This is a genomic window from Embleya sp. NPDC055664, from assembly GCF_053618075.1.
In genome coordinates, this window is sequence record NZ_JBSHGZ010000048.1 from 58,199 (window position 1) to 73,664 (window position 15,466).

Below are 15,466 nucleotides of genomic sequence, written 5' to 3' on the forward strand. Positions count from 1 at the left end.
ATACTGGACACCGCCCCCACGCCCCGACGGAGCCCGAACGCGACGACGCCGGGCAGGCCCACCTCGGCCCACCCGGCGTACACATCCGCCTCCGGCTACCCTCGCGCGAACGACCGCGTCACGCCCACCCATCGATCGAGCGCCGCCTGCGCCGCCCCCGAGTCGATCGCCTCCGCCGCCCGCTCGATCCCGGCCGCCAACTGCTGCGTCAACGATCCGTCTCCCGGGCCGAGCGCGGCCAGCGCCGCCGCCGAGTTCAACAACACCGCGTCGCGCACCGCGCCCTTCTCCCCCGCGAGCAGCTTCCGGGCCACCCCCGCGTTGAACATCGCGTCGCCGCCGCGCAGCGACTCGATCCCGTTCAACGCGATACCCAGGTCGCGCGGATCCACCCGGTCCTCGCGCACGTCGCCGTCCCGCACGATCCACACCTGGGACGTGGTGGTCACGGTCAACTCGTCCAACCCGTCGTCACCGCGAAAGACCAGCGCGGTGGCCCCACGATCGGCCAGCACACCGGCCACGATCGGCGCCATCCGCAGATCCGCGACCCCGATCGCGTGATGCCGGACCCGCGCCGGATTGGTCAGCGGGCCCAGGAAGTTGAACGTGGTCGGCACCCCCAGCTCGCGCCGCGCCTGCGCGGCGTGCCGCAACGACGGGTGGAAGCGCTGCGCGAAGCACAGCGTGATGCCCGCCTCCCCGGCCGTCCGGGCCACCTGCTCCGGGGTCAGATCCAGCACCACGCCGAGCGCTTCGAGCACGTCGGCCGCGCCGCTGGCGGACGACGCCGCCCGGTTGCCGTGCTTGACCACGGTCTCGCCCGCGCCCGCAACCACGATCGCGGACATGGTCGAGATGTTCACCGTGCGGGCGAGGTCGCCGCCCGTGCCGACGATGTCCACCGTGCGGCCGGGTACCTCGATGGTCGACGCGTGCTCGTACATCGCCCGCACCAGACCCGAGACCTCGTCCACGGTCTCGCCCTTGGCCCGCAGCGCGATCACGAACCCGGCCACCTGCACCGGCGTGGCCTCACCCGTCATGATGTGGTCCATCGCCCACGCCGTGGCATCCGCCGGCAGGTCGTCACCCCGCATGAGCGAGGCCAGGATGTCGCGCCAGGAACGGGCCGCCGGGTTGCCGCCGCTCTGGTATGTAGAGGCCGAGGCGCCCATGGTCCGCTCCCGCAGTGTCATCGGATGAGTCGGCGCCAGCGTACCGACCGGGACCGGCGACACCCGACGGTTATCCGCGATGCGGTCAGGCCGGCTGGCGTCCCGCGATCCGCCCGCGGATCAGGTCGGCCGCCGCCGAGGCAAGCGTGCGCGGGTCCAGCGGATGCGCGACCACCGCGTCGGCCCGGCACCAGGTGGCCAGCCACGCGTCCTGCGGGCGACCGACCAGGGTGAGTACGGGCGGGCAGTTGTAGATCTCGTCCTTGAGCTGCCGGCACACACCCATGCCGCCGGCGGGGGCGGTCTCCCCGTCCAGGATCACGAGGTCCACGCCGCCCTTGTCCATCGCCTCGATCACGGCGGGCTCGGTGGCGCACTCCAGGTATTCCACGAACGGCACGTCGACGGCGGGCCTGCGCCCGAGCGCGAGGGTGACCTTCCGACGGGTGTTGCGGTCGTCGCTGTACACAAGGACGGTCATGGTCTCGCCGCGCGTCATGTCCACCTGCCTGAGTCCGGGTACGGGACGACAACTTGGATCCGCCCCGGATGTTAGCGCTTTTCCCCGCCGGAATGTGGGGCTCGTCACGCTCCGATCCCGGCCCGACCGCCCGGGTCCGCCCGACTCACCCGCGCGCCAGCACCTCGTAGCCCTCGGCGTCCCCGCCCAACCGCTGCGCCAGCCCCGCCATCCGGGTGCGCTCGCGGGCCGGTTCGAGGCCGGTGAGCACCTGCTGCCGCGCGATCCGCACCCGCAGCGGCCGCTCGTCGGCCGCCACGACCGTGACCGCCCATCCGTCCGCCGCCAGGAGCCGGGTCGCCTCCGCGACCGCGTCGTGGTCCGGCAGGGTCACCACGTGCCGCATCACGAACGGACCGGTCTCCACCGCCACTCCGGCCGCCCGCATTTCCGCGACCACCGCCGAGTCGGCCCGCGCCGGATCGAAGCAGGAGCCGACCACGACCAGCGTGCCGTCGTCGACGAGCACGGGCACCGGCTCGGCACGCCGCCGGCGGAGGAACCGTTCGAGGATCATGCCGCGACGCTACTCGGCCCCGCTCGCCGACCTCGGCTCGGCCCCGGGGGCCACCCGGACGGCCGAATCGCCGTCCGCCGTTCGGGCAGAGTCACCCGCAAGAGTGCTCTTCGCGACGGATTTTCCGGCGTCCCCGACGCCCCCGGCGCCGTCGCCGCCCGCCGCCGCCTCGCGCGCCAACCGCTCCTCCCGGGCCTTGCGCCCGGCCTCGATCAGTTCGAGTCGATCGAGCCGCCGGTCCTCGCGCACCGCCTCGCGTTCGGACGCCTTGGCCCACTGCACGAACAACACGAGGAAGACGAGCAGTCCGATGATGTCGCCGCTGCCCCACAGGATCCCGCCGGCGGTGCCCTGATCGGACAGCGGACTCGCGCCCCAATCGCGACCGAGGTCGTTGTACCAGTCACCGGCCAGCACGGTGGACGAACTCATGATCGCGATGCCCAGCCAGGCGTGGAACGGCAGCGTCGCGAAGACCGCGAGCAACCGCATCGGATGGCTCGCGCGCGGCATCGGGTCGAGCCCGAGCAGTGGCCAGAACCACATGCAACCGATGATCACGAAGTGCACGTGATTCATGTCGTGCATGAAGGTGTTGCGCAGCGTCAGCTCGTACCAGGGCGTGAAGTACAGCGCGAACGGATTGAGCACGAAGACGAAGCCGGCGAAGGCCGGGAAGGTGACCACCTTCGAGAATCTGCTGTGCAGGAGGGCGTTGAGCCGATTACGCCACTTGGTCGGCAGGGTGCGCAGCGCGAGGGTGATCGGCGCGCCCAGCGCCAGGAAGATCGGCGTGATCATCGCCAGCACCATGTGCTGCACCATGTGCACGCTCAACAACACGGTGTCGTAGGCGGCCAGCGCCGACTCGGTCGCGATCAGGAACGTGCCGAGGCCCAATCCCAGGAACGAGAAGGTGCGCCACCGCGACCACGCGTCCCCGCGGGCCCTGAGCTTGTGCACCCCGTACAGATAGAGCCCGCCGAACAACATCGCGACCAGGATCGGGATCGGCTCGAACACCCACCCGGTCAGGAGCCGAATGGGGGTCAGTTCGGGCGGGACGTTCCCGGGGGTCGCGTGTGCCAGGAACATCCCGGCATCGCCTGCAGAGCCACTCACGGAACCAGAGCCTAACCCCGACACGTTCAACGAGGGTTACCCCCCGAAGTGTGGGCAGATCCGGCGACCGCAATAATGGCCGCCGTGGCGACAGCAACTTCACTAGAAACCGGGCCCCCCTCACACGGGACACACGGGACACTCAACCGTCCCAACTTGGTCAGCATCGGCACGATCGTCTGGTTGGCGTCGGAGCTGATGTTCTTCGCGGCCTTGTTCGCGATGTATTTCACGATCCGGTCGGTCACCGGCTCGGACGCCTGGCGCGAGCATGCCAGTGAGCTGAACATCCCGTTCTCGACGGGCAACACGACGATCCTCGTGTTGTCCTCGCTCACCTGTCAGCTCGGCGTCTTCGCGGCCGAACGCGGTGACGTCAAGAAGCTCCGCATGTGGTTCATCATCACCTTCATCATGGGCGCCGTCTTCGTCGGCGGTCAGGTGATGGAGTACACGGAGCTGGTCAAGGAGGGCACGACTCTTTCGTCGTCGGCTTACGGTTCGGTCTTCTACCTGACCACCGGCTTCCACGGCATGCACGTGACGGGCGGTCTGATCGCCTTCCTGTTGGTCCTCGGACGCACCTACGCGGCCCGACGGTTCACGCACGAGCAGGCCACGGCCGCAATCGTCGTCTCGTACTACTGGCACTTCGTCGACGTGGTCTGGATCGGTCTGTTCTTCACGATCTACGTCATCAGGTAGACGTCCCGACACTCACTACGCAGACGACATTGGACCGGGGTTATCCGTGAAAAAGCTCTCCGCGCGGCGACGCCACCCCTTGGCGGCGATCGTCGTACTCATTTTTGCGCTCGCGGCCACGGGGGGGCTGTACGCCGCGTTCGCGCCCGCCAAGAAGGCGGAGGCCGACGACTCTGCCTCCATCGCGGTCGAAGCGGGCAAGAAGCTCTACCTGAGCGGATGTTCGACCTGCCACGGGCTCGACGCCCAGGGCTCCTCGGACGGACCCTCCCTGATCGGCGTCGGCGCGGCCGCCGTCGACTTCCAGGTGTCGACCGGCCGGATGCCCCTCCAGCAGCCCGGTGCCCAGGCACCGCGCAAGCCCGAGGTCTACACCCCGGCGCAGATCGAGCAGCTCTCCGCGTACGTGGCCTCCCTCGGCGCCGGGCCCAAGATCCCGACGGCGAACATGTACGCGCCCGACGGCGACATCGTCAACGGCGCCGAGCTGTTCCGCACGAACTGCTCGCAGTGCCACAACTTCTCCGGCGAGGGCGGCGCCCTGACCCAGGGCAAGTTCGCACCGCCGCTGAAGAACGTGGACCCGAAGCACATCTACGAGGCCATGCTCACCGGCCCGCAGAACATGCCTTCGTTCCCGGACAGCACGATGCCCGAGCAGCAGAAGAAGGACATCGTCACCTACGTGCGTGAGACGACGCACAAGGAGCCGAACCCCGGCGGTCTCGGTCTCGGCCGCCTCGGCCCGGTCTCCGAGGGCCTCTTCGGCTGGATCATCGCGCTCGGCCTGCTGATCGGCTGTGCGATCTGGATTGCCGCCCGGACCCCCAAGGCCAGGACCAAATGAGTAGCCAGGACAAATCCGAAGTGCCCGAAGAGCACCTGCCCGAGGTTCCCGCCTCGGCACATGTTCCGGCGGAAGGCGACCCGTTCGCCGACCCCGGCCTGCCGGCCCACGAGCCGCGCCGCACCGACATCGACGAGAAGGCGGCCAATCGCGCCGAGCGTCAGGTCGCGTTCCTCTTCGTGATCTCGATGCTGGCCACGATCGGCTTCATCTGGTCGTACGTCGGCATCGACAAAGACCGCATCATCGACATCTTCTTCTTCGGGAAGATCGGCGCCCAGAACGCCGCCCTCGGCGGCACCCTCGGCATCGCGCTGTTCTGCATCGGCGCGGGCGCGATCCACTGGGCGCGCACGCTGATGACGGACGAGGAGATCGTTCAGGAGCGCCACGAGTTCACCTCGGACCCGGAGACGCGCGAGTACGCGATCCGCGAGTTCACCCAGGGCGCCTCCGACTCGGTGATCGGCCGTCGGCCGCTGATCCGGCGCACGATGATCGGCGCGATGGCCCTGGTGCCGCTGTCCGGCGTGGTGCTGCTGCGCGACCTCGGCCCGCTGCCCGGCACCAAGCTCCGGCACACCGAGTGGAAGCCGGGCAAGGAGCTGATCAACGAGGCGACCGGCCTGCCGATCAAGCCGGACGACATCGTCAAGGGCTCGCTCACCATGGCGCTTCCCGAGGGTCTGGTCGAGAAGTACGGCCCGGCCGGTCAGAAGGAGGAGCTCTCGCACGGCTGGCTGGAGAAGGCGGGCATGTCCGCGGTCCTGCTGGTCCGGTTGGAGCCGAAGGACATCAAGTCCAAGAAGGAACTGGCCTGGGGCTACGAGGGCATCGTGGCGTACTCGAAGATCTGCACCCACGTGGGTTGCCCGATCGGCCTGTACGAGCAGCAGACGCACCACCTGCTGTGCCCGTGCCACCAGTCCACCTTCGACCTGGCGGACGACGGCAAGGTCGTGTTCGGCCCGGCCGCTCGCTCGCTGCCGCAGTTGAAGATCCATGTGAACGAGGCGGGTAACCTCGCCGCGTCGCAGGACTTCGCCGAACCGGTCGGCGCGAGCTTCTGGGAGCGTGGCTGATGTCGAGCGAACAACCCAAGGGTGGGGCCAACAAGAGCACCCCGATCCCGGACAACGCGGCCGTTCGCGCGGCCGACGCGCTGGACAGCCGGCTGGGCATCTACGGCGCGGCGAAGAAGAACCTGCGCAAGGTCTTTCCGGACCACTGGTCCTTCATGCTCGGTGAAGTGGCGCTGTACAGCTTCATCGTGCTGCTGCTGACCGGCGTGTTCCTCACGCTGTTCTTCAAGCCGAGCATGCAGGAGGTCGTCTACGACGGCTCCTACGTGCCGCTGCAGGGCATCCACATGTCGCAGGCGTACGCCTCGACGCTGGACATCAGCTTCGACATCCGCGGTGGTCTGGCGATGCGTCAGATCCACCACTGGGCGGCGCTGATCTTCGTGTCCTCGCTGTTCGTGCACATGTTCCGGATCTTCTTCACCGGGGCGTTCCGCAAGCCGCGCGAAATAAACTGGCTGTTCGGCTTCCTGCTGCTCGTGCTGGCCATGGTCAACGGCTTCACCGGCTACTCGCTGCCCGACGACCTGCTCTCCGGTACCGGTCTGCGCATCGCCGAGGGCGTCGTCCTGGCGATCCCGCTGGTCGGCACCTACGTGCAGTTCTTCCTGTTCGGCGGGGAGTTCCCGGGCGAGGACATCGTCCCGCGCCTGTTCACCATCCACGTGCTGCTGATCCCGGCGATCATGGTCGGTCTGGTGACCGTCCACCTGATCCTGGTCTTCTACCAGAAGCACACCCAGTTCCCCGGCCCGGGCAAGACCGAGAAGAACGTCGTGGGCCTGCCGCTGCTGCCGGTCTACGCGGCCAAGGCCGGTGGCTTCTTCTTCATCGTGTTCGGCATCACCGCCGCGCTCGGCGGCCTGGTGCAGATCAACCCGATCTGGTCCTACGGTCCATACAACCCGGGACAGATCACGGCGGGCTCCCAGCCCGACTGGTACATCGGATTCCTCGAGGGATCCCTGCGCCTGATGCCGAACTGGGAGTGGAACGTCTGGGGCCACACGTTCAGCTTCAACGTGCTGATCCCGTCCCTGATCCTGCCCGGTGTGCTGTTCACGTTCATGGCGATGTACCCGTGGATCGAAGGCTGGATCACCGGCGACAAGCGTGAGCACCACCTCCTGGACCGCCCGCGCAACATGCCCGTGCGCACCGGCCTGGGTGTCGCCTGGATCACCTGCTACGGCGTGTTGTGGGTCTGCGGTGGCAACGACATCATCGCGACGCACTTCCACATGTCGATCAACTCGATCACCTGGATCGGCCGGGTCGCCTTCTTCGTCGCGCCGGTGCTGGCCTACCTGGCCACGGTGCGGATCTGCAAGGGTCTGCAGCGCCGGGACCGGGACAAGGTCCTGCACGGTCGCGAGACCGGTGTGATCAAGAAGCTCCCGCACGGCGAGTTCATCGAGATCCACGAGCCGCTGGACCCGGGTATGCGGCACACCCTGACCGCGCACGAGCAGCCGAAGCCCTACGAGTTGGAAGCGGCCGAGGACGAGAACGGTGTGGCCCGCAAGGTCAAGCGTTCGGACAAGCTGCGGTCGCGGATGTCGCACTGGTACTTCGCCGAGCCGATCGAGAAGCCGACGGCGGAGGAGTACAAGGAGCTGACCAGCGGACACGGTCACCACTGACGCGACCGGGGCCGGGCTGCTGACGCCACATCGGCACGACCCGTAGGACGCGCAGGAACGACGAAGGGCCCCACCGGGGAATCCGGTGGGGCCCTTCGTCGTTCGCCCCGCAGTCGGCCGTACAGGGCCCTTCCCGGCCGCCCCGCGGGCCGACGCGGCCCCCGGAGGTCACGGTTGGCGGCACAGGCACCGACATCGCCCTCACAGCGGCCGGGTCGTGCCCGCTCCCACGACGCTCCTGGCCAGCCAGTCCGGCCAGTCCAGGTTCCACTCGCCGTAGCCGTTGCCGATCGGCTCCATCGCCTTGGGATCGCCCGTGTTCACCACGGTGACCACGTCGCCGATCTTGACCTGGTCGTAGAACCACTTGGCGTTGTCGGTGCTCATCCCCACACACCCGTGGCTCACGTTGGCGCTGCCCTGCGAGCCCACCGACCACGGCGCGGCGTGCACGAACTCGCCGCTCCAGGTCACCCGGGTGGCCCACTCCACGTCGAGCCGGTAGCCGTCGCTGCTGTCCGCCGAGATGCCGACCGTGGTGCCGTCCATCAGCACGTGCGGCGCCTTGCCGAGCACGACCTTGGTGCCGGAGCGGGTGGTGAAGCCGGGCTTGCCGGTGGTCACCGGGACGGTCTTGAGGTCGGTGCCGTTGCGCCTGACCGTCATCGTGTGCGCCCCGGAGTCCACCGTGGCGATCACCGAATCGCCGATGTCGAAGCCGACCCGCCCGCCGGGACCGCCGTACACGCCGTGCCCGAAGTCGACGCCGAGCAGGCTGGTGAGCACCGCCACCTTCGTGCCGACCGGCCAGTACGCCCTGGGCCGATAGCGCACCGTCTTGTCGTCCACCCAGCCCCAGGCGCCCTCGACCGGCGCGGAAGTGGACACCTCCAGGTGCCGCTCCACCTCGGCGCGCTGCGCGGGATCGGTGACCGGCCCGTGGAACGTGACGGTGATCGGCATGCCGACGCCCACCGTCGAGTCGGCGTCCGGCGTCACCGTGTCCACCGTCAACTCGGCGTCCCGGGCGATGGTGGTGAAGTCCTCGGTACGCGTCGTGGTGTGCCCGAAGGCGTCCACCGCGGACGCAGTGAGCGTGTATTCGGTGGCGTAGCCCAGCGGCTCGGAGTTGGACCAGGTCGCGTCGCCGGGCGCGTTGCCCCCGGGCACCGCCCTGCCGTCGGGGCCGACCAGGTTCACCGCGTACAACCGGCCCTCGCGCACGCTGACCACGATCGGCCGGCCCGGCTGCGCGGGTCGGTCCGGCCGCACGTCCACCGCCACCTGGGCGACGCCCGCGTCGGGGCGGGGCTTGTCGGCGTCGCGGTGCTTGTCCCAGGTCCCGCAGCCGGCGACGAACACCAGGGGAATCGCCGACACGAGGGCCGCGCAGAGCCACCGGGGGCGAACAGCTCCATTCCGCATCATGCAAGACCTCCAGCCGTGCGGGGCGAGCGCGGAGCACGCGCGGTTGCCGCATCGAGAGTGGCCGGGATGGTCCCAATTCATTCGGATAATCAGACAAACCGCCCGATCGCCTGATTCCGACCACCGGTCGGATCGCGCGATCGGGCGGTTCGCCCTACCCTGTCGGGCCCGATCACGGGCCCGGTCCGCTGTTCTCGTCTTCCTCGGATCCCGCGCCCTACGCGGCCGGAGCGGCGGGAGCCGCCGTCGAACCGGCGCCGCCGAGCGCGCTGCCCTTGACCCAGGTCGCCCAGTCCACGTTCCAGCCGCCGAGCCCGTTGCCGGCCTTGACGGTCTTGTCGGTGCTGTTCACGACCTCCACCGGGTCACCCTGGTTGACCAGGTCGAAGAAGGTCTTCGCGTTGGAGGCGCTGAGCCCGATGCAGCCGTGGCTGTCGTTCTGCCGCCCGAACTTGCCCTCGTTCCACGGCGCGCCGTGCGCGTACGTCCCGGACGCGGTCAGGTGTACCGCGTGCCGCACGTTCTTCATGTTGTAGGCGTCGCCGAGACCGACCGTCTCGGAGTCCATCGTGATGCCGTCGACCTTGTCGAGCACGACCATCGTGCCGCCCCAGGTCGGGTAGTTGGGCCCGCCGGCCGAGATCGGCAGGTCCTCCACCTCGGCGCCGTCCTTCTTCACCGACATGTGCTTGGACTTCAGGTCCGCGGTCGCCACCAGCGAGCGGCCGATGGTGAACTTGATGTCCTTGGTCTGCTTGCCGTAGACCCCCGGCGCCGCCTTGGCGCCGGTCAGGTTGGCCTTGAGGTTGACCTTCGTACCGCTCGCCCAGTACTTCTCCGGGCGGTAGTCGATCCGGTCGTTGCCGTCGAGGTCCTTGAGCCAGGACCACGAGCCCTGCACCGCGGGCTCGCTGACCACCTTGAGGTTGCGCTCGATCGCGGCCTTGTCCTTGATCGGCGCGTTGAACTTCAGCGAGATGATGGCGCCGACGCCCCAGGTGCTGTCGGGGTCGACGTTGAAGTCGGCCACGAAGGTGTCGTCGGCGGACTTGGTGTTGAACTTGCTCTGCGCGGTGACCTCGGCGCCGTCCGCGTTGGCGGCCTTGGCGGCCACCGTGTAGGCCCCGCCGTTGGCCAGCGGCGCGGTCGGCTTCCAGCCGATGCCGTCGGGGCTGATCTGCCCGTCCACGGTCTTGCCCTTGGCGTCGGTCACCACCACCGACGTGAGCTTGCCCCCGGTCGCGTCGACCTTGAGGACGCCGTCGGTCTCCACGCTCTTGGTGCCGTCGGCGGGAGTGATCGCGATGGTCGCCGGACCGGCCGCGACCTTCTTGTTCGTTCCGCCCCCCGTGCCGCCGGAAGTACCTCCGGAGCCGCCGGGTTCGGTCTTGCCGCCGTCGGACGAGCAGCCTGCGATGAATATGAGCGGCGCCACCATGAGTCCCGCGAAGAGGCGTATGCCGCCGCCCGCTGCCCCCGTGCGCGATGCTCCGTGTATCCGGGGCACGCGTGTCCCTCCCTCGTCCTGGTACTCCCTTGCGCCCATTTGACGCATCGACCCCCCGTCGAGGTTGCTACAACCGGCGAACAGTCACACATCGGTGACATTCGAGGGTGTGGGAGTCCCTTGTAGATATCACACAAGGCCGACCACCCTTTCGGATGATCGGCCTTGTGGCGAAACCGTATTGCGTTGGTTGCGAACCGGTGGCCCGCGGCGGCGGTCCTAGTAGCGCTGGTCGGCGCCCCGGTAGAACTCGAAGACCCAGCCGAAGACGCCGATCGCGACGATCGGCGCGGCGAACATCGCCAGCCACCACCCGAAGATGACGCCCAGGAACAGCAGCGCCGAACCGAGCGCGAGCATCAGCGGCTGCCAGCTGTGCGGGGCGAAGAAGCCCAACTCGCCGGCGTCGTCGGCGATCTCGCCCTCTTCGTTGTCCTGCGCGAGCAGGTCCATCCGCCGCGCGGTGAAGATCAGGTAGAACCCGATCATCAGCGCGAGACCGAAGGTCAGCGACAACGCGGTGGTACCGGTCGGGTCCTCGGAGAGCACCCAGTAGACGATCGTCACGGGCAGCAGGAACACGGCCAGGACGGCGAACAGGACACCGTTGAACTTCACTTCTCGGCTCCCTTCGCCAGCTCGGGCGATGCCTCGGAACGCTCGTCGGTGAGGTACTCCAGCGCGGCGATCTCCGGGTGGTGGAGGTCGAAGGCGGGCGCCTCGGAACGGATCCGCGGAATGCTCGTGAAGTTGTGCCGCGGCGGCGGGCAGGAGGTCGCCCACTCCAGCGAACGGCCGTAGCCCCACGGGTCGTCCACGGTGATCTTCTTGCCGTACTTGTGCGTCTTCCAGATGTTGTAGAAGAACGGCAGGATCGACAGACCCAGCAGGAACGAGCCCAGGGTCGAGATCGTGTTCAGCGTGGTGAAGCCTTCCGAGTCCAGGTAGTCCGCGTACCGACGGGCCATGCCCTCGGCACCCAGCCAGTGCTGCACCAGGAACGTGGTGTGGAAGCCGATGAACAGCGTCCAGAAGGTGATCTTGCCCAGCCGCTCGTCGAGCATCTTGCCGGTGAACTTGGGCCACCAGAAGTGGAAGCCCGCGAACATCGCGAACACCACGGTGCCGAACACCACGTAGTGGAAGTGCGCCACCACGAAGTAGGTGTCGGAGACGTGGAAGTCCAGCGGCGGCGAGGCGAGGATGACGCCGGTGAGGCCACCGAAGGCGAAGGTGACCAGGAAGCCGACGGTCCACAACATCGGTGTCTCGAAGGACAACGAGCCGCGCCACATGGTGCCGATCCAGTTGAAGAACTTCACGCCGGTCGGTACGGCGATGAGGAACGTCATGAAGGAGAAGAACGGCAGCATGACCGCGCCGGTCGGGAACATGTGGTGCGCCCACACGGTGACCGACAGGCCCGCGATCGAGATCGTCGCGGCGATCAGGCTCTTGTAACCGAACATCGGCTTGCGCGCGAAGACCGGGATGATCTCCGAGACGATGCCGAAGAACGGCAGCGCGATGATGTACACCTCGGGATGGCCGAAGAACCAGAAGAGGTGCTGCCACAGGATCGGTCCGCCGTTGGCCGGATCGAAGACGTGTGTGCCGAACTTGCGGTCCGCCTCCAGCGCGAACAGCGCTGCGGCCAGCACCGGGAACGCCATCAGGACCAGGACCGAGGTCAGCAGGACGTTCCAGCAGAAGATCGACATGCGGAACATCGTCAGACCGGGCGCGCGCATGCAGATGATCGTGGTGATGAAGTTGACGGCACCGAGGATGGTGCCGAAGCCCGACATCGCCAGACCCATGATCCACATGTCGCCGCCGATGCCCGGCGAACGCACCGCGTCCGACAGCGGCGCGTACGCGAACCACCCGAAGTCGGCGGCACCCTGCGGGGTGATGAAGCCGGCCACCGCGATGATCGAGCCGAACAGGTACAGCCAGTAGGCGAACATGTTCAGGCGCGGGAACGCCACGTCGGGGGCGCCGATCTGCAGCGGCATGATCCAGTTCGTGAAGCCGGCGAACAGCGGCGTCGCGAACATCAGCAGCATGATCGTGCCGTGCATCGTGAACGACTGGTTGAACTGCTCGTTCGACATGAACTGCGTGCCGGGGCGAGCCAGCTCCGCGCGCATGAGCAGCGCGAGCACACCACCGATGCAGAAGAAGACGAAGGAGGTGATCAGGTACATCGACCCGATCGTCTTGTGGTCAGTGGTCGTCATCCACTTGACGACGATGTTCCCGGGCTGCTTCCGGCGGATCGGGGGCGGCCCGTCCGGGGCCACGGTCTGTGGCTCACTGAGGATTGTCACTCGTCACTTCTTCCCGTGCGCGTCAACGGGGGCCGGCTCGTTGATCTTGCTGCGCAGCTCGCCGGTCTGGCCCTTCGCGGCCAGCTCCTTGAGGTGCTGGACGTAGTCGGCCTTGTCCACGATCTTCACGTCGAAGAGCATGCGCGAGTGGTCCACACCGCACAGTTCGGCGCACTTGCCGCCGTAGGTGCCCTTCTTGGTCGGAACGACCTCGAACTTGTTCGTGCGGCCCGGGATGATGTCCTTCTTGTACAGGAAGTTCGGGACCCAGAACGAGTGGATGACGTCCGGCGACGTGAGATCGAACCGGATCGACTCCTTGACGGGCAGGTAGAGCGTCGGCTTCTTGCCGGGCGTGCCCTGCTCGTAGACGTCGACCGTGCCGTCGGCCGGGTCGCCCTTGTAGTTGAAGGACCAGCTCCACTGCACACCGACCACGTTGATCACGTTGTCGGGGTTCTTGGAGAGCTCTTCGAGCTTGGTCTCGTCACGCGCGGTGAAGTAGAAGAAAACCGCGATCATGATGCCGGGGATGACCGTGTACAAAACCTCGATGGGGAGGTTGTATCGCGTCTGCGGCGGGATCTCGATCTTGGTGCGCGACCGGCGGTGGAACGCGACGCTCCACAGGATGAGCCCCCACACCACGGCCCCGACGATCAGCGCTGCAATCCAGGCGCCCTGCCAGAGCGACAGGACTCGCGGACCCTGCTCGGTGACAGGGTTGGGCAGGCCGAGTCTCGGCAGGTCCTTGGAATCGACGGAGCAGCCGGTGGCGGTCGCGGTGACGAGGCCCAGAGCCAGCAGCTGCGGCACCCTGCGCCGCATCCAGCGCCGCGGCGAGCGGTCGGAGCCGTAGGGACTCACGTAGCGCCTTCCCGAATGTCTCGCCCGCGCGCGAGTCGGGGTGGGGAACTTTTCTTCCCTGGCGACCCGTTGCGCGGACAGGTATGGATGTTTCTGCGGGCCAAACCCTACTCCAGCCCTATTCGGGTCGCGCGCGGAGGTCTGGTGTGGCGGGCCGGGTTGATGTGACGGTGCGTCCGTTCGGGCGAACAGCCCGAACGCGTCCGGGATTCGGATATTGGCTACGGTCCGACCCATGGCGTATTTCGACGCGGCCTCCACCGAACCACTGCACCCGGCCGCGAAAGCGGCGTTCCTGAGCACGCTCGACGAGGGCTGGGGCGACCCCGCGCGCGGTTATCACGACGGTCGACGGGCGCGGATGCTGCTCGACGCCGCGCGGGAGACCGTGGCGTCCGTGCTCGGCACCCGACCTGATGAAGTGTCATTCACCACATCCGGGACACAGGCGGTCCAGTTGGGCATGCTCGGCGTGCTGGCCGGACGCCGCCGCGTGGGTGCCCATCTGGTGCTCGGGGCGGTCGAACACTCCTCTGTACTGCACACCGCGGACGCTCACGCGGCCCGTTCGGAGCAGCGCGGAACGACCGCGGAAATCACCCGGACGGGGGTGGACCGTACGGGCCGCCTCGACGTGTCGGCGTTCGCGTCCGCGCTTCGTTCGGACACCGCGCTCGCGTGTGTGCAGAGCGCCAACCACGAGGTGGGCACGGTACAGCCGATCGCCGAGGTGGTGACGGCGTGTCGGGCGGCGGGCGTGCCGTTGCTCGTGGACGCCGCGCAGTCGGTGGGCCGAATGCCGGTCCCGGACGGGTGGTCGGTGTTGACCGCGAGCGCGCACAAGTGGGGCGGCCCGGCCGGGGTCGGCCTGCTCGTGGTGCGCAAGGGCACCCGCTACGTGTCGGCGCTGCCCTACGACGAGCGCGAGGCGCGGCGCGTGCCCGGCTTCGAGAACGTGCCGGCGATCGTGGCGGCCGCGGTCGCGCTGGGCGCGGCGAGCACCGAGTCGGCCGAGGAGGACGCGCGCCTGTCCGGGCTGATCGACCGGATCCGGGCCCGGGTCCGCGAGACGGTGCCCGACGTCGAGGTGGTCGGCGACCCGGTCGAGCGACTCCCGCACATCGTCACGTTCTCCTGCCTGTACGTCGACGGCGAGGCGCTGCTGGCCGAGTTGGACCGGGCGGGGTTCGCGGTGTCCTCGGGGTCCTCGTGCACGTCCTCGACGCTGACGCCCAGTCATGTCCTGGAGGCGATGGGCGTGTTGTCCCAGGGCAACATCCGCGTCTCGCTGCCGCGCGGCACGGCCGAGGCCGAGGTGGACCGTTTCCTGGCGCTGCTGCCGGGCCTGGTCGCCCGGCTGCGCACGGTGGTCGCGCAACCGCCGGCGGCGCCGGCCGCGGTCGGCGCCGAGGAGGGTGTGGTGGTCGACGCGCTGGGCCGGCGCTGTCCGATCCCGGTGATCGAACTGGCCAAGCGCATCCTCGACGTCGAGGAGGGCGCGGCGGTGACCGTGCTCTCCGACGACGAGGCGTCGGCGCTGGACATCCCGGCCTGGTGCGAGATGACCGGCCACGAGTTCGTCCGCGCCGAACCCCGCGAGCGCGGCAGCGCGTATGTGGTCCGGCGCCGTTCCTGATCCGCGCCGCGACGACTCTCGGGTGCCCCGGGGGGGGCCGGGGGCCCCGCCCCCCACCACACAGAGATCTTATAAAAAAAA

Annotated in this window: 14 protein-coding genes; 5 read left to right on the forward strand and 9 right to left on the reverse strand. The window is 68.3% G+C overall.

What is annotated here, in order from left to right:
• Positions 1-95 precede the first annotated feature (95 nt).
• The 4 genes from trpD to ACWGR4_RS43545 form a co-directional block, all read right to left on the reverse strand.
• Positions 96-1,178 carry an anthranilate phosphoribosyltransferase gene (trpD, locus tag ACWGR4_RS43530; protein ID WP_380012821.1) on the reverse strand — a complete coding sequence of 361 codons (1,083 nt, stop codon included), beginning with the start codon at positions 1,176-1,178 and terminating at the stop codon, positions 96-98.
• 85 nt (positions 1,179-1,263) lie between these two features.
• On the reverse strand, positions 1,264-1,677 hold the full coding sequence (locus ACWGR4_RS43535; protein WP_078977539.1) for a response regulator: 414 nt from the start codon (positions 1,675-1,677) through the stop codon (positions 1,264-1,266).
• Positions 1,678-1,804: 127 nt separating this feature from the next.
• Complete coding sequence (locus tag ACWGR4_RS43540) at positions 1,805-2,215, reverse strand: ribonuclease E inhibitor RraB (RefSeq protein ID WP_452130636.1); 411 nt, start codon at positions 2,213-2,215, stop codon at positions 1,805-1,807.
• 9 nt (positions 2,216-2,224) lie between these two features.
• A complete protein-coding gene (locus ACWGR4_RS43545) occupies positions 2,225-3,337 on the reverse strand; it encodes a cytochrome c oxidase assembly protein (protein WP_380012568.1) in 1,113 nt (370 codons plus the stop codon).
• Positions 3,338-3,412: 75 nt separating this feature from the next.
• On the opposite strand from ACWGR4_RS43545, the gene ctaE reads away from it, so the two are divergent.
• The 4 genes from ctaE to qcrB are packed head-to-tail and all read left to right on the forward strand — an operon-like array spanning position 3,413 to position 7,614.
• Complete coding sequence (gene ctaE, locus ACWGR4_RS43550; RefSeq protein WP_126638353.1) at positions 3,413-4,042, forward strand: aa3-type cytochrome oxidase subunit III; 630 nt, start codon at positions 3,413-3,415, stop codon at positions 4,040-4,042.
• Between the two features lie 46 nt (positions 4,043-4,088).
• Positions 4,089-4,889, forward strand: coding sequence for a cytochrome bc1 complex diheme cytochrome c subunit (gene qcrC / locus ACWGR4_RS43555; protein WP_380012565.1), 801 nt, complete (start codon positions 4,089-4,091; stop codon positions 4,887-4,889).
• Positions 4,886-5,971: a cytochrome bc1 complex Rieske iron-sulfur subunit gene (gene qcrA / locus ACWGR4_RS43560; RefSeq protein ID WP_452130637.1), complete on the forward strand. Its 1,086-nt coding sequence runs from the start codon at positions 4,886-4,888 to the stop codon at positions 5,969-5,971. The genes qcrC and qcrA overlap by 4 nt, the downstream gene beginning before the upstream one ends.
• Positions 5,971-7,614 (forward strand): cytochrome bc1 complex cytochrome b subunit, encoded by a 1,644-nt coding sequence (qcrB, locus tag ACWGR4_RS43565; RefSeq protein WP_452130638.1) that lies wholly within the window; start codon positions 5,971-5,973, stop codon positions 7,612-7,614. Before qcrA ends, qcrB begins: the two co-directional genes overlap by 1 nt.
• Positions 7,615-7,815: 201 nt before the next feature.
• Here the strand turns inward: qcrB and ACWGR4_RS43570 are convergent, their stop codons facing one another.
• The 5 genes from ACWGR4_RS43570 to ctaC form a co-directional block, all read right to left on the reverse strand.
• Positions 7,816-8,994, reverse strand: a complete 1,179-nt coding sequence (locus tag ACWGR4_RS43570) for an Ig-like domain-containing protein (protein ID WP_452130639.1) — start codon at positions 8,992-8,994, stop codon at positions 7,816-7,818.
• Positions 8,995-9,259: 265 nt separating this feature from the next.
• Positions 9,260-10,549: an Ig-like domain-containing protein gene (locus ACWGR4_RS43575; RefSeq protein ID WP_452130640.1), complete on the reverse strand. Its 1,290-nt coding sequence runs from the start codon at positions 10,547-10,549 to the stop codon at positions 9,260-9,262.
• A gap of 219 nt (positions 10,550-10,768) precedes the next feature.
• Positions 10,769-11,167, reverse strand: coding sequence for a cytochrome c oxidase subunit 4 (locus ACWGR4_RS43580; protein ID WP_078977531.1), 399 nt, complete (start codon positions 11,165-11,167; stop codon positions 10,769-10,771).
• A complete protein-coding gene (gene ctaD, locus ACWGR4_RS43585) occupies positions 11,164-12,882 on the reverse strand; it encodes an aa3-type cytochrome oxidase subunit I (RefSeq protein WP_380012550.1) in 1,719 nt (572 codons plus the stop codon). The genes ACWGR4_RS43580 and ctaD overlap by 4 nt, the downstream gene beginning before the upstream one ends.
• A gap of 3 nt (positions 12,883-12,885) precedes the next feature.
• Positions 12,886-13,749, reverse strand: a complete 864-nt coding sequence (ctaC, locus tag ACWGR4_RS43590; protein ID WP_380012547.1) for an aa3-type cytochrome oxidase subunit II — start codon at positions 13,747-13,749, stop codon at positions 12,886-12,888.
• A gap of 235 nt (positions 13,750-13,984) precedes the next feature.
• Here ctaC and ACWGR4_RS43595 point away from each other — a divergent pair, with 235 nt between their 5' ends.
• Positions 13,985-15,385 carry an aminotransferase class V-fold PLP-dependent enzyme gene (locus tag ACWGR4_RS43595; RefSeq protein ID WP_452130641.1) on the forward strand — a complete coding sequence of 467 codons (1,401 nt, stop codon included), beginning with the start codon at positions 13,985-13,987 and terminating at the stop codon, positions 15,383-15,385.
• Positions 15,386-15,466 lie beyond the last annotated feature (81 nt).

What these genes read in the sequence shown, in the direction of transcription:
- trpD (WP_380012821.1), bottom strand. Translation starts at nt 1,178, where the DNA reads ATGGGCGCCTCGGCCTCTACATACCAGAGCGGCGGCAACCCGGCGGCC.
- ACWGR4_RS43535 (WP_078977539.1), bottom strand. Translation starts at nt 1,677, where the DNA reads ATGACGCGCGGCGAGACCATGACCGTCCTTGTGTACAGCGACGACCGC.
- ACWGR4_RS43540 (WP_452130636.1), bottom strand. Translation starts at nt 2,215, where the DNA reads ATGATCCTCGAACGGTTCCTCCGCCGGCGGCGTGCCGAGCCGGTGCCC.
- ctaE (WP_126638353.1), top strand. Translation starts at nt 3,413, where the DNA reads ATGGCCGCCGTGGCGACAGCAACTTCACTAGAAACCGGGCCCCCCTCA.
- qcrA (WP_452130637.1), top strand. Translation starts at nt 4,886, where the DNA reads ATGAGTAGCCAGGACAAATCCGAAGTGCCCGAAGAGCACCTGCCCGAG.
- qcrB (WP_452130638.1), top strand. Translation starts at nt 5,971, where the DNA reads ATGTCGAGCGAACAACCCAAGGGTGGGGCCAACAAGAGCACCCCGATC.
- ACWGR4_RS43595 (WP_452130641.1), top strand. Translation starts at nt 13,985, where the DNA reads ATGGCGTATTTCGACGCGGCCTCCACCGAACCACTGCACCCGGCCGCG.